Origin of the sequence: Actinomadura craniellae (assembly GCF_003289645.1) — a bacterium.
GTDB classification, from domain to species: domain Bacteria; phylum Actinomycetota; class Actinomycetes; order Streptosporangiales; family Streptosporangiaceae; genus Actinomadura_D; species Actinomadura_D craniellae.
The window spans coordinates 12532-25840 of the sequence record NZ_QLYX01000026.1 but is presented as its reverse complement, the minus strand read 5'-3'; the positions used below and the strand labels follow the sequence as shown (position 1 = coordinate 25840).

10 protein-coding genes are annotated in these 13309 nt (G+C 75.1%); 8 read left to right on the top strand and 2 right to left on the bottom strand.

Going from position 1 to position 13309, the window contains the following annotated elements; translation table 11 throughout:
- Positions 1–39 precede the first annotated feature (39 nt).
- The 4 genes from DPM19_RS34130 (at position 40) to DPM19_RS34115 (ending at position 4089) form a co-directional block, all read left to right on the top strand.
- Positions 40–543 carry a 2Fe-2S iron-sulfur cluster-binding protein gene (locus DPM19_RS34130; RefSeq protein WP_111872285.1) on the top strand — a complete coding sequence of 168 codons (504 nt, stop codon included), beginning with the start codon at positions 40–42 and terminating at the stop codon, positions 541–543.
- Positions 540–1529, top strand: a complete 990-nt coding sequence (locus tag DPM19_RS34125; RefSeq protein ID WP_111872248.1) for an FAD binding domain-containing protein — start codon at positions 540–542, stop codon at positions 1527–1529. The genes DPM19_RS34130 and DPM19_RS34125 overlap by 4 nt, the downstream gene beginning before the upstream one ends.
- On the top strand, positions 1526–3637 hold the full coding sequence (locus tag DPM19_RS34120; protein ID WP_111872247.1) for a xanthine dehydrogenase family protein molybdopterin-binding subunit: 2112 nt from the start codon (positions 1526–1528) through the stop codon (positions 3635–3637). Before DPM19_RS34125 ends, DPM19_RS34120 begins: the two co-directional genes overlap by 4 nt.
- 113 nt (positions 3638–3750) lie before the next feature.
- A complete protein-coding gene (locus tag DPM19_RS34115; RefSeq protein ID WP_233511105.1) occupies positions 3751–4089 on the top strand; it encodes an MmcQ/YjbR family DNA-binding protein in 339 nt (112 codons plus the stop codon).
- Positions 4090–4105: 16 nt separating this feature from the next.
- On the opposite strand, the gene DPM19_RS36675 is transcribed toward DPM19_RS34115, so the two are convergent.
- Both DPM19_RS36675 and DPM19_RS34105 read right to left on the bottom strand, forming a co-directional pair.
- Positions 4106–4615 (bottom strand): HU family DNA-binding protein, encoded by a 510-nt coding sequence (locus DPM19_RS36675; protein WP_111872245.1) that lies wholly within the window; start codon positions 4613–4615, stop codon positions 4106–4108.
- A gap of 95 nt (positions 4616–4710) precedes the next feature.
- On the bottom strand, positions 4711–5253 hold the full coding sequence (locus DPM19_RS34105) for a DUF6817 domain-containing protein (RefSeq protein WP_111872244.1): 543 nt from the start codon (positions 5251–5253) through the stop codon (positions 4711–4713).
- Positions 5254–5453: 200 nt separating this feature from the next.
- Between DPM19_RS34105 and DPM19_RS34100 the strand changes: the two genes are divergently transcribed.
- From DPM19_RS34100 to DPM19_RS34085, 4 genes are all read left to right on the top strand, one after another.
- The gene (locus DPM19_RS34100; RefSeq protein WP_111872243.1) at positions 5454–6341 is read left to right on the top strand and encodes a LysR family transcriptional regulator; all 888 of its coding nucleotides are present in this window, start codon (positions 5454–5456) and stop codon (positions 6339–6341) included.
- A gap of 33 nt (positions 6342–6374) precedes the next feature.
- A complete protein-coding gene (locus DPM19_RS34095) occupies positions 6375–6635 on the top strand; it encodes a hypothetical protein (protein WP_111872242.1) in 261 nt (86 codons plus the stop codon).
- Positions 6636–6870: 235 nt separating this feature from the next.
- Positions 6871–7122, top strand: coding sequence for a hypothetical protein (locus tag DPM19_RS34090; RefSeq protein ID WP_158566989.1), 252 nt, complete (start codon positions 6871–6873; stop codon positions 7120–7122).
- The gene (locus DPM19_RS34085; RefSeq protein WP_111872240.1) at positions 7112–13261 is read left to right on the top strand and encodes a hypothetical protein; all 6150 of its coding nucleotides are present in this window, start codon (positions 7112–7114) and stop codon (positions 13259–13261) included. Before DPM19_RS34090 ends, DPM19_RS34085 begins: the two co-directional genes overlap by 11 nt.
- The last annotated feature ends 48 nt before the right edge of the window (positions 13262–13309 follow it).

Sequence of the window (13309 nt, the reverse complement as noted above, 5' to 3'; positions counted from 1 at the left end):
GGAATCCGGAGAATTCCGCCGGAAACCGAGGTCATGGCCATGGACGAATCGATAACCCTGCACGTGGACGGCCGGAAGCGGTCGCTCACCGTCGACACCCGCACGACCCTGCTGGACGCCCTCCGCGAGCGGCTGGGGGTGACCGCGCCCAAGAAAGGCTGCGACCACGGGCAGTGCGGGTCGTGCACGGTGCTGCTGGACGGGCGGCGCGCGACCACCTGCCTCACCCTGGCCGTGGCGCACGACGGAGCCGAGGTCGTCACCGCCGACGGGCTCGCCGAGGGCGACTCCCTGCACCCGGTGCAGCGCGCGTTCCTCGACCACGACGGGCTGCAGTGCGGCTACTGCACCCCCGGGCAGGTCTGCTCGGCCGTCGGCATGCTCGCCGAGGCCGCCGCGGGCTGGCCCAGCCACGTCACCCGCGACGGCGCCGGCCGGGTCGAACTGACCGACGAGGAGATCCGGGAACGGATGAGCGGGAACCTGTGCCGCTGCGGCGCCTACCCCAACATCGTCGCCGCGATCAGGGAGGTGGCCCGGTGAACCCGTTCGAGTACCGGCGCGCCATGGACGCCACGGCGGCGGTCGCCCTGGTGACCGAGCACCCCGGGGCGGCGTTCCTGGCCGGCGGCACCAACCTCGTCGACCACCTGAAGCTGGGCGTGGCCCGGCCGGACCTGCTCGTGGACGTGTCACGGCTGCCGCTGGACACGATCTCGTCCCTGCCCGACGGCAGGGTGCGGGTCGGGGCCGCGGTGCGCAACTCCGACCTGGCCGCCGACCCGCTGATCAGGCGGCGCTACCCGATGCTGTCCGCCGCCCTGCTCGCCGGGGCGTCCGGGCAGCTCCGCAACCTGGCCACCACCGGCGGCAACCTGCTGCAGCGCACCCGCTGCGTCTACTTCCAGGACGTCACCACCCCGTGCAACAAGCGGGAGCCCGGCAGCGGGTGCTCCGCGCTGGAGGGCTACAACCGTGGGCACGCGATCCTCGGCGCGTCCGAGCAGTGCGTCGCGGTGCACCCGTCCGACCTGGCCGTGGCGCTGACCGCGCTGGAGGCCGAGGTCCAGGTGCTGGGCCCGGCCGGAGAGCGGACGATCCCGATCGGCGAGCTGTACCGGCTGCCCGGCGACGCGCCCGAGCGGGACACGGTGCTCTCCCACGGCGACCTGATCACCGCGGTGGACCTGCCGGAGCTGCCGATGGCGGCGTGCTCGGCGTACCGCAAGGTCCGCGACCGGGCGTCGTACGCGTTCGCGCTCGTCTCGGTCGCCGCGGCCGTGGATGTCGCGGACGGGGTGATCCGTGATGTGCGCATCGCCTTCGGCGGGGTGGCGCACCGGCCGTGGCGGGCCACCCGCGCCGAGCAGCTGCTGCGCGGCGAGCCCGCCACCGAAACGGCGTTCGCCGCCGCGGCCCACGCCGAACTGGCCCCCGCGCGGCCGCTGGCGCACAACGCGTTCAAGGTGCCGCTGGCGGCGTCCACGCTGGTGGCGACGCTGCGCGGGCTGACGGAGGAGGGGCGATGACCACCGAACTCGTGACGGTCGACCTGCTGCATTTCCACGCGATCGGCGTCCCGCTGGAACGAGCCGACGGGACGATCAAGGTCACCGGCCGCGCCCCCTACGCCTTCGAGCATCCGGTCACCGAACCGGTGTACCTGCATCCCGTGCAGGCCACCGTCGCCCGGGGGCGGGTCACCGGCGCCGACACCGCGGCGGCCCGGGCGCTGCCCGGCGTGATCGCCGTGCTCACCCACGAGAACGCGCCCCGGATGGTGTCCGGCGACGACCCGGAGCTGTGGGTGCTCCAGTCCACCGAGATCGCCTTCCGCGGCCAGTTCGTCGGCGCGGTGCTCGCCGAGACCCTGGAGGTCGCGCGGCACGCCGCCGACCTGGTCCGGATGGAGTACGAGAACCTCCCGCACGACGCCGAGCTGGACCCCCGCCGCGACGACCTCTACGCCCCCGACGTGCTCAACGCCGGGTACCCGACCGACACCGCCGAGGGGGACGTGGACGCGGCGCCGGCCGCGGTCACGATCGACCGGACGTACCGGACCCCGATGGAGCACAACAACCCGATGGAGCCGCACGCCGTGATCGCGCTGTGGGCGGAGCCCGGCGAGCTGCTGCTGTACGACTCGTCGCAGGGCGTGCACCGGGTCCGGGGGGCGCTGGCGACGGCGTTCGGGCTCGACCCCGGCCGGGTCAGGGTGGTCTCGCCCTACGTCGGCGGCGGCTTCGGGTCCAAGGGGTCGGCGCACGCCCACCACGCGCTCGCCGTCCTCGCCGCCCAGGCGGTGCCCGGCCGGCCGGTGAAGTTCGCGCTGACCCGGCAGCAGATGTTCTCCCAGGTGGGCTACCGCACCCCGACCGTCCAGCACGTCCGGCTGTCGGCCACCGCGGACGGTCGGCTGACGGCGATCTCCCACGAGGTCGTCGAGCAGACCGCCCGGCTCAAGGAGTTCGCGGAGCAGACCGCGGTGTGCTCGCGGATGATGTACACCGCCCCGAACCGCCGCACCTCGCACCGGCTGGCCCGGCTCGACGTCCCGGTGCCCGCCTGGATGCGCGCCCCCGGCGAGGCACCGGGGATGTTCGCGGCCGAGGTCGCGATGGACGAGCTCGCCGTCGCCTGCGGTCTCGACCCGATCGAGCTGCGGGCGCGCAACGAGCCCGGGACCGACCCGGTCACCGGCCGGCCGTGGTCCGGCGGGCGGCACCTGGTCGAGTGCCTGCGCGAGGGGGCCCGCCGGTTCGGCTGGGACCCCCGCGACCCCACGCCGGGCGTCCGCCGGGACGGCGAGTGGCTGGTGGGGACGGGGGTCGCCGCGTCGACCTACCCCCGGCACCTGCTGCCCGGCAACCGCGCCACCGTCCGCTACACCCCCGACGGCCGCTACTCGGTGCTCATCGGGGCCGTCGACATCGGCACCGGGACCTGGACCACCCTGGCCCAGATCGCCGCCGACGCGCTGGAGGTGCCGGTCGGGGCCGTCGCACTGGAGATCGGGGACAGCGACCTGCCGCAGGCCAGCGTGGCCGGCGGGTCCTCGGGGATGAGCTCGTGGGGGTCCGCGGTCGTCGCGGCCGCCCGGGCCTTCCGGGCCCGGTACGGGGAAGGCCCGCCGGTGGGCGCCGAGGCGTCGGCCGAAGCCCCGGCCGAGCCCGGCGGTGACTTCGCCGCCGACTCCTTCGGCGCCCAGTTCGCCGAAGTACGGGTGAACGCCGACACCGGCGAGGTCCGGGTACCGCGGATGCTGGGGGTGTTCTCCGCCGGGAAGATCATCAACCCGCGGACCGCGCGGTCCCAGTTCATCGGCGGAATGATCATGGGCTTGTCCGCGGCGCTGCACGAGGAGAGCGTCCTGGACCCGCGGTTCGGGCACGTCGTCAACCACGACTTCGCCGACTACCACATCGCCGCCTGCGCCGACGTGGTCGACATCGACGCGGCGTGGCTGGAGGAGGTCGACCCGCACGCCAACCCGATGGGCTCCCGGGGCATCGGCGAGATCGGCATCGTCGGCGCCCCCGCCGCCATCGCCAACGCCGTCCACCACGCCACCGGGATCCGCGTCCGCGACCTCCCGATCACCCCGGACCGGCTGCTGACCCACGGCCTGCTGTGAGGAGGTCCCGGTAGCCGCCGAACGGTTTCCCGGCGGTTTCCCGGCGGCCCCGACGGAATTGTCGGTGGTCGCTGGTAGGTCTTGTTCCTATGGGTGAGACGGGTGCGCGCGGGGTGTCCGCTGATGAGTTCCTGCAGATCGTGCTGGCGCTGCCCGAGGTCCGGCAAAAGGAGCATACGAACTGGACCGGGTTCAACGTGGCCGGGAAGGGTTTCGGGTACCTGTCCGAGGACGGCGAGACCGCGATGCTGAAGGCGACGCTGGTCGAGCAGGCCGCGATGGTGGGCGAGAACCCCGAGGCGTTCGCCCGCTCCTACACCTCCGAGCAGTACGGCTGGGTGGAGGTCCGGCTGGGCGCCGTCCCCCGGGACGAGCTGGAAGAGGTGATCACCGAGGCGTGGTACCTCACCGCCCCCCAACGCCTCACCGACGCCTACGACCTGCCCGCGTAGCCGGAGCGCGGCCGGTTCAGCGCGACTTGGCGGCCTTCGCCTTGGCCTTCTTCTTGGGCGGGGCCGGCCTGGCGGCCTTCGCCTTCTTGCCCGCTCTCTTGTCGACGGCGGCCTTTCCGGACGCCTTCTTGGCGGCGGCCTTCTCGGCCTTGCCCTGCTTGGCCTTCTTGGGCTGCTTCGGCGCCGGCTCCGCCGGGGCGTTCACCGCGGGAGGCTCCTCAGCGGCGATCTCGGCGGCGGGGGCGGGGGCGGTGCGGGCGACCCGGTCCCGGAAGGTCTGGCCCACCCGGAACCGCGGTACCTCGGTGGCCGCGACCTCGATCTGCTGGCCGGTGCGCGGGTTGCGGGCCGTGCGGGCCGGGCGGGAGAGCCGGTCGAACGTGCCGAAGCCGGTCACCACGACGCGCTCGCCTGCGGCGACGCTCTCCATGACCGCTTCGAAGACCGCGTCCACATGGCGGCGGGCCGCCGCGGGGTCGCTGCCGGCGCGGCCTGCGACCGCCTCGACGAGTTCACTTCTGTTCATGCGAAATCCTCCTCGCCGCAATGGCGATGTCTGCCGGTCAGGCTAGTCGACCCCCTACCAAAGATCCGGATAAGTCGGGAGAAGCCGGTTGTTTCTCAGGGCAGCATGATCCGGACGGCCTGCCGGGCGGGGGCGCTGAGCAGGTCGTGCCAGGCGGTGCACAGGTCCCGCAGTTCCCGCCCGTACCGGGCGCGCAGCCCCGCGTCGGCCGAGACGACGTCCAACTCGTTGGCGACCGTGAGCTCCGCGAAGTCGCGCCGCAGCCGCCGCGGCGGGCGGAACACCGCCCCGGTGAAGCGGTCCCTGAACTCCCCGCCGTCGCTGGCCAGCCGGGGATGGGAGAAGCCCCGGTCGCACCCCCCGTACAGCCGGACCAGCGTCTCGGCCTCCACGCCGATGGCCGCGCCCAGCCGACCCCGGTCCGGCAGGCCGCCGAGCGCGACCGGGAAGCCGTCGGTGCCGTAGAAGGCGTGGCAGAGCCCGGCGAGCCGGACGGCGGGCCGGGCGTCCCACGCGTCGAGCAGGTCGTGCACCCGGCGCAGATGTGCCAGCAGCGTGCCGCCCGGATGCGCGATCCCCGCCGCGCCGGCCGACGTCAGCAACGCGAGCGCGGCGGTCGTGCCCGGTCCTGCGGCCATGCGCACGCTCCCGGTGTTCCTCGGCGGGGGGTCGGCACCTGCCCGCAAGCCTCCCGGCGCCGGCGCCGTGCGGCCCGGGCCACCGGCCGCCGCCGGACGAGCCCCGCGGGCAGGTTGCCGCCGCAGCCATCCTCCGAAGGCCCCAGACCATCGTCAATTCCTGGATTTCCTTGGGCATCCCCTAGAGATAGCTTGGGTCGGTGACGCTCGACGACCTCCGCGTGTTCGTCGCGGTATGCGAGGCCGAGAACCTCAGCTCCGTCGCCCGCGCCCTGGGCCGCACCCAGCCGGCGATCAGCCAGCATGTCCGGCGGCTGGAGCGGGAGATCGGGCTGACCCTGCTGGAGCGCCGGCCCCGCGGGGTCGTCCCCACCCCGGCCGGCCGGATCCTCTACCAGGCCACCCTGGACGGCCTCGCCTCCCTGGACGCCGCGCTGGACCGGCTCGGCGAGCTGCGCAGCGGCGCGGGCGGCACCGTGCAGGTCACCACCGGCGGCGTCACCGTGCGGCACTTCATGGCCGACGCCATCACCGCCTTCCGCGACCGCCACCCCGGGGCGACGCTGGCGTTCCAGGCGGCCCACTCCACCCGGCGCTGCGTGCAGATCCTGCGGGCCGGCCGGGCGGATCTGGCATGGATCACCTTCGGCGGGCCGCTGCCGGGAGTCGAGCAGCGCCCGGTGATCGAACTGCCCTGGGTGCTGGTCGTCCACCGCGACGATCCGCTCGCCGCCCGGGACGCCATCCACCCCGAGGATCTGGCCGGTATCCGGCACATCGCCCACCCGGAGAGCTCCACCTCGCGGCTGCGGCTGGAGGAGGACTTCGTCCGGCTGGGCGTCCGGCCCGCCGCCCCCGCCGGGGTCGCCGACTGGGACACCGCCGTCCTGCTGGCCGAACTCGGGGTGGGCCACGCGGTCCTGCCCGCCCTGCCCCGGCTGGCGCTCTCCCCCGACGCCCCGGTGCGCGCGGTGCCCGTCCCCGGACTGACGCCCATCACGGTCGGCTGGGCCGCGCGGCAGTGGCGGGCGCTCAGCCCGCTGGCGACGGAGTTCGCCGACACCGTGGCCGCCGCGCTGCACCCCTAGTCATTCGAACATTTGTTCGATAGATTTCGGGGTATGCGGCGGCGACTGTCCAGACATCCGGTCCAGGTCCGGTTCCACGACGACAGGCCGGTCACCTTCCACCACGGCGAGCGCGAGTACGAGGTGGTGGCGCTCCTCAAGATGCTCGCCTGCGTCCGCCCCCTCGACGACGTCGACCTCTGGCTGTGGCAGGTGCGGGCCCAGCCGGGCGACGGCCCCGAGTCGACCTACGAACTCGAGTGCGACCACGGCGAGTGGCACCTCACGGCCACCTGGGAGCACGCCTTCCACTGAGTTCCGCACGGCCCTTGCGCGAACCCGTCGCCCGGCGCAATTGAGCACGCCCTATCCGCACCTCCGCACACCAGGCGGATTCGTTTTCCGGCACGCCATGAACCGATGGGGACAGGGTGTTAGCCTGAGGTCCGCATTCGGCGCCGGGGGCGGTGAACAATCTGTGGCGCGGTTTTCCTCATGGCGCGAAACGCACCAGGTCGCCTTCCTCACCACGTTGACCGTTCCCGTTTCGGTGGCCGTTTCCGTGCTCGTCAACGTCTGGACCAGCGCATGGGCGTGGTCCATCGGCGCCGGGGTCCTCCTGCTGACCTCGATCTGGGCCGTGCTCGCCTGGCGCGCGGCCCGCGAGCAGGCCGCCACCCCGGCCCCGCCGGCCGTCGAAGCGAGCGGCCCCGGCGCGGTGGCGATCGGCGGGGACAACCACGGACCCATCCAGACCTCGGCCCAGGCGCCCCCGGCCAGGCCCGAGGCCGATGGCGGCTAGACGGCAGGCCAGGTCGACGTGGGCCGGTGGCACGGCGTCGGTCGCGGTCGGCGGCGACGTCCACGCGCCGATCACGACGAACGTGTTCGCCGACGGCTCGATCCCGCTGGCCGACGCCGTCCAGGATCCGGCGTCGCTGCACGCGGAACTGGAACTCGACCGTTTCACCGGCCGGGAATGGCTGGTCTCCGACATTGACGACTTCCTCGGCACGGCGCCCTGCGGCTACTTCCTGCTGGAAGCCGACGCCGGGTGGGGGAAAACGGCCTTCGCGGCCTGGCTCAGCGGTGCCCGCGGTTACGCATGCCATTTCACCCGGCTTCCGGGCGGCAACGTCGAGAGCGTGGCGCGACGCAATCTCGCCGCCCAGTTGATCGCGCGGTACGAACTGCACGAATTCGCGCCCAGGGACGTCCTGCCGCCGCAGTCCGCCGACCCCGGCTGGTTCGAGGCCGTCCTCAACGCGGCCGTGACCCGTGCCCGCGACCGAGGCGAGCCCCGGCTGGTCCTGGTCGTGGACGGTCTGGACGAGGCCGAACCGTCCGAGACCGGCCCGCCGCTGGGGCTGCCCGCGCGTCCCCCGGCAGGCGTCCACGTCATCGCCACGTTCCGCACCGGGACGGCCGTGTACTCCGTGCGGGGGCCGCGCCGCACCCGCACGCTCCAGGTGACCGACCCGGTCAACCGCGCGGACATGCGGCGCTACCTGGAGGGGCTCGGTACAGAGGCCGGCATCCTCTCCCGGCTGGACGAGCACGGCGTCACCCTCGCCAACTTCACCGAAACCCTCTCCCGCCGCTGCGACGGCATCTGGGTCTACCTGCGGTACGTCCTGGAGGAGGTGCTGATCGGCACCCGCTCGCCCAGCGAGGTCGATCGCCTGCCGCAGGACCTGTGGGCGTACTACGCCGAGAACCTGCTCACGCTGCGCACGGATCTCCCGCTGTGGGACCGGGTCTACCTCCCGGTGATCGCCGCGCTGGGGGCGGCGGCGGAGCCCGTCGGCGCGGAGCTGCTGGCCGCCGTCGCGGGCTCGACCGAGCCCACCGTCGTCCGCCGGTTCCTGGACGAGCGGCTGCGCCCGTTCTGCGAGGCCCGCACACCGGGGGCGCCGGCCAGGTACCGGTTCTACCACGCCAGCCTCCGGGAGTTCATCGGCGGTTCCCTCATCCCGGACCTGCACGCGAGCGCCGACGCGCTCCGCGAGGAGCTGGCCGCGGCCACACGACGGGCGCACGCCCTGATCGCCGACCACTACCTGCTGCGCTGGGGCGGTCTGGCGGAGGGCCTGCCGCTGCTGGCCGGCCCGGGAACCCCGCTCCCGGAGGACCCTGACGACGAGCTGTACGGCCGGCGCCACCTGGTGCCGCACCTGATCACCGCCGGCCGGACCACCGAGGTGCACGCGCTGCTGGCGATCGAGTACTCCGGCGGCAACCTCTGGTACGCCGCCCGGGAGTCCACCGGTGACGCGACCGCGTACCTGCGGGACATCGCGCTGGCCCGCGCCGCCGCCCGGCGGACGGCCGACGAGATCCGCGCCGCCGGGCGCCCGGCGGCGGAGATCGGTCTGGAGATCAGGTACGCGCTGATCTCGGCGAGCCTGACGTCGATGGCGGCGAACATCCCGGCCGGGTTGCTGGCCCGGCTGCTGGTCACCGGCTGCTGGGAACCGGAGCGGACGCTCGCCCACGTCCGCCGGATCCCCGACCTGAGCGGCCGGATGGCCGGCTACCTGGCGATCAGGTCCGGGCTGGACGCCGACCTGCGGCGGGAGGTGGCCGCCGAGACCATCGACCTGCTGCGGGCGCTGGGCGACGCCGAGGTCGCCCGGGCGATCGAGCAGATCGTCCCCTGGGCGGGGGAGCTGACCGGGCCGCAGCGGGAGGCCGTCGTCTCCGCCGCCCGCGGGATCTCCGACCTCCTGCTGGGGCAGCGGGCCCTGGCGGCGGTGCTCCCCCTGGAAACCGACCCCCGGCATGCCGCGGCCGGCCTGCTCGGCGCGCTCGCGGAGCTACGCCCGGATCACCGCGCGGCCGTGCTCGTGGCGCTGCGCGGGCCCGCCGAGCCCGACCGGTGGGACGCGGAACTGGACCGGCTGGCCGAGGAGCTGATGCTCGTCCCCGCCGACTGGCAGCGGGTGACCGGCCTGGCCCTCGTGGCGCCGTACCTGCGGGAGGCCCGGCTCGCCGAGGCCGTCACCGCCGTGCTGGCGGTCGGGGCGGAACTGCCCCGGGTCGCCGGGCTGGCCGGGCTGCTCGGCGCCGGGGGCGCGGAGCACCGCGAACGCGTCCTGGCAAGCCTCCTGGACACCGCCCGGGCCATGGACGAGGGCGCGCGGGCGCGCGCTCTGGTGCCGCTGGTGTCGCGTGTCCCGGAACCCGAGCGGCACCGGATCATCGCCGAGGTCGTCGGGCTGGCGCCCAGGCTCCCGGACGCCGACCGGATCGAGGCGCTGACCGCCCTGGCCCCCCATCTCGACCCCGGCTCGCACGCGCAGTTCGCCAACGAGTTGCTGGGCCACCAGGCCGAAGAGCTGGCCGCCCTGCGGCTGAACGGCATCATCGTGCTGGCGGCGCTGCTGCCCGACGCGCATCGCGCCCGGCTGGTGCGGGCCGCCCTGGACGCGCTGCACACCGCGCTCGACGAGCGCACCCGCCTGGCGGCCCTGGCCGAGTTGGCTCCTCTCCTGTCGGCCGGGCAGGCCGTCGAGGCGCTGGGCGCCGTACGGGCGATCACCGATGTGGCGGACGCGGCCAGCATGCTCGCCGCACTGTTCCCCCACCTGCCCGCCGCGGAGCGCCCGGAGTTCGCCGGCGCCCTGCTGCCCGCGCTGGCGACCGTCCGGGTGCCGGGCGGCCGGGCCGCGGCGCTGGCTTCGATCATCGGGCAGTTCGACGAGCCGCGGCTCACCGAGGCCCTGGCGCTCCTGGCCCCGGAGGCCGAATCCACCGGCTCGCCGGCGTACCTTCCCCTGCTCCCCGGGCTCCCGGCCGGCGACCGCGCCGAGCTGGCGAGCGGGATCCTGGACTCGCTCATCGTGGCGGGGGCGCGGGAGAGCCAGTCCCCCGACCACGGCCACGACATGCCGGACCTCCAACTGGAGGGCGGGCCGAGCAACGACGACCTGCTGAAGATCATGGCCGCCATCGGCCCCCACCTGCCACCCGCGCAACTGGACGACGCGATCGCGGTGGCGCGGCGGATCCCGGTCGCCGGGCCCCGGGCCGAAGCCCTCGCCCTGCTGCTGGCCCACCTGCCCGGCCCGTTGCCGCCCGACCTCGTCCGCGAAGTGCTGGACACCGGTGCGCGGCTGGGGGCGGAGACCGTGGTCCGGCTGCTCGACCGGTTGGGTCCGCGGCTGGCACCGGACCTCGTCACCGCGATGGCCGAGCAGGTGCTGGAGGCCACGCGCCGCGTCGGCCTGCCCGAGCGGGCGCGGACGCTGAGCGCGCTGGCCAGGTCGGTGCCGGAGGAGAGCAGGCCCGCCTTCGCCGAGGCGGCGGCCGGGTACCTGGGGCGGCTCGCGCCGGACGAGTACCCGTCGAGCCGGTTCTACGGCGTGCTCGCGCCGTACCTGACCCCGGCCCGTGTCACGGAGGCCGTCACCGCCGCCCGCGGCATGGCCGGCGGGCGTGATCGCGCCCTCGCCCTGGGCGCGCTGCTCCCCCGGCTGTCCGGCGAGCCGTGGCGGGAGGTCGCGGCGGAATCCGTGGCCGCGGCGACCCTGCCCGACCCCGAGCACCGGACGGCGGCGCTGGCCGCCGTCCTCCCGCACCTGCCGGAACCGCGGCGCAAGGCCGTGGTCGCCGCCGCCCTCGACGACATCCAGTCCTTCCCGTACCGCTCCAACCTCGAGATCGCGCTGGACCGGCTGGCCCCGGACCTCCCGCCGGAGCGGCTGGAGCAGTTGCTCATCGGGTACGGCACCACGGCCGCCGAGCTGGACTGGTTCCTCGGGATCGTCGTCGCCCTCGCGCCGGCGCTGCCCGGCCCGGCGCTGGCCCGGGCGGTGTCGGACGCGCTGGTGTGGGCGTACCGGCTCACCGACTCCGACGCCTCGGCGGAGGCCGTCTCCCGCCTGCTGCCCCTGCTCGGGGAGCCCGCTCGGACCGCCGTCCTCGACCGCGTCGTCGTCGCCGCGCTCGCCTCGCTCGACTTCGGCCGGCGGGCCGTCGTCCTGGGCCGGGCCCTGCCCTACGCGGCGCCGGAACGCCGGGGGGCGCTGCTGGACCGGGCGCTCGCCGGGGTCCGGCTCGCCCGGGACGTCCCCGCGGCCTACCGGGGGCTGGGGGCCCTGGCCGCCCACCTGCCGCCCTCGATGCTGGACCGGCTGCTGCCGGCCGCCGAGCGGCAGGTCGCCCCCGACGAGTACCTCGCGCTGGCCGCGGAGATCCTGCCCCACCTGCCCGACGCCTCGCGCGCCCGGCACGTCCGGGCGATCGGGCCGGTCACCACCCGCCGGGACGCGCTCGGCCGTGCGCTCGCCCTCGCCGCCACGGCCGCCTTCCTCCCGCCGGGCGACCTGGAGCGCGGGACGGCACGGCTGCTCGACGCGCTCCGGACCGCGGGCCACGGCGTCCGCGACCGCGCGGCCCTGAGTGGGGCGGTGACGTCGCTGCGCCCGCACGTCGGCGCCCCGCTGTGGGCGGCCCTGGTCACGGCGCTCCAGGACGTCGCGGCGCGGTCGAGCGCCCCGGGGAGGCTCGTGGTCGACGCCGCCCTCGCCCGGCACCTGCCCGGATCCGACCCCGCCGGCCTGCTGGCGGAGGCGCGGAACGCGGCGGGCATCGGCAACATGGGCCAGCTCATGGCCGCGCTGGGCGAGGGGTTCGAGGAGACTCCCGATCCCACCGCGATGGGGAACGTGACCACCACGCTCGGTCCCGCGGTGGAGAGCGTGAGCGCCGTCTTCCGGGTCATACCGCCGGACGGTGGCCGGCCCTGGGTCCAGGACGCCCTCAAGCTCGCCCGGTCGCAGGAGTCGCAGTGGTACCGCGCCGCCCTGTACGAGGCGCTCGCCCCGCACCTCGACGCGGACCTGGCGCTGGAGGTGCTGGCGGAGGCCGAGTCCTTCCCGGCGGAACCGCGGGGCCGCACCCTCCTCGCCCTCATCGAGGCCGCGGCGCCGGACGCGCGCGAGGCCGTCGTCCGGCGGGCGCTGCCGGCGCTGCGCGAGAACGACAACATCCTCTTGGAGGGGCACTACTTCCGGCTGCTGCCGTTCCTCGCCGAGGAGGACCGGCTCTCGCTGCTGGACGATGTGGCGAGGTTGAGCGCTCCGTCCGGCCGCTGCGCCCGGATCACCGCGCTGCTGCCGTACCTGCCGGACGGACCGCGCGCCGCCGCCGTCGCGACCGCCCGGGCCGCGCTGTCCCGGGTCACCGACCTGGCGGAGCGCGCGCGGCTGCTGGGCGGCCTGGCACCCTACCTGGCGGACGCCGACACTCTGATCGGCGAACTGGTCGAGCGGGCGGACGCCCAGCACCGGGTGCCCAGGCTGCACGCGATGTCCTCCGCCCTGCCCCACCTGCCGCGGGAACGCGGAGCGGAGGTCGTCGCCGAAATCGTGGCGGAGTCGGCGGATCTGCCTCCCGACGACCGGGCGCCCCTGCTGCTCGGCTGCCTCGCGTACGCGCCCGACCCGCTGCGCACCGAACTCGTGGGCATGGTGCTCGCCGGCGTTCCCGGGCTCGGTCCCCGGAACCGGGTGATCGCGCTGGCCGTGCTCATGCCGTACCTCGGCGATCCGGCGCTGCCCGCCGCCCTGCGGGACGCCGTCGACGCGCTGGCGGAGGTGCAGGACCACGGTGAGCGCCCGGAGGCCCTGTACGACCTGGCCCTCCAGGTCCCGCCGCGGGAGTTGGGGACGCTGTTCCGGCTCGCCCGGGCGGAGCCCGACCCGGACTTGCGCGGCCGGTGCCTGCACGCCGTGCTCGCCGGAGCGCGCGGAGCCTCCTGGGCGTCCGCGCCGGCGGAGGGCTGCGGGCCGGTCCGGGACGTCACGGACGGTCTGCCCCGCGCCCGGCTGCTCCCGATCCTCGGCGAGGCGGCCGAGGCGATCGCCGCCGAGGGCGGCCCGGACGCGGTCTGGAACGCCGCCGTCGCCGTCCTCGACGTGCTGCGCTGGTGGCCCTGACCGTCGTCCTGGTGCCCGTGCCCGGCGGCAGCACGGATGTCCCTGCCG

Coding starts and splice junctions, on each gene's coding strand:
- DPM19_RS34085 (WP_111872240.1), top strand. CDS start 7,112: ATGGCGGCTAGACGGCAGGCCAGGTCGACGTGGGCCGGTGGCACGGCG.
- DPM19_RS34095 (WP_111872242.1), top strand. CDS start 6,375: ATGCGGCGGCGACTGTCCAGACATCCGGTCCAGGTCCGGTTCCACGAC.
- DPM19_RS34105 (WP_111872244.1), bottom strand. CDS start 5,253: ATGGCCGCAGGACCGGGCACGACCGCCGCGCTCGCGTTGCTGACGTCG.
- DPM19_RS34130 (WP_111872285.1), top strand. CDS start 40: ATGGACGAATCGATAACCCTGCACGTGGACGGCCGGAAGCGGTCGCTC.
- DPM19_RS34120 (WP_111872247.1), top strand. CDS start 1,526: ATGACCACCGAACTCGTGACGGTCGACCTGCTGCATTTCCACGCGATC.
- DPM19_RS36675 (WP_111872245.1), bottom strand. CDS start 4,615: ATGAACAGAAGTGAACTCGTCGAGGCGGTCGCAGGCCGCGCCGGCAGC.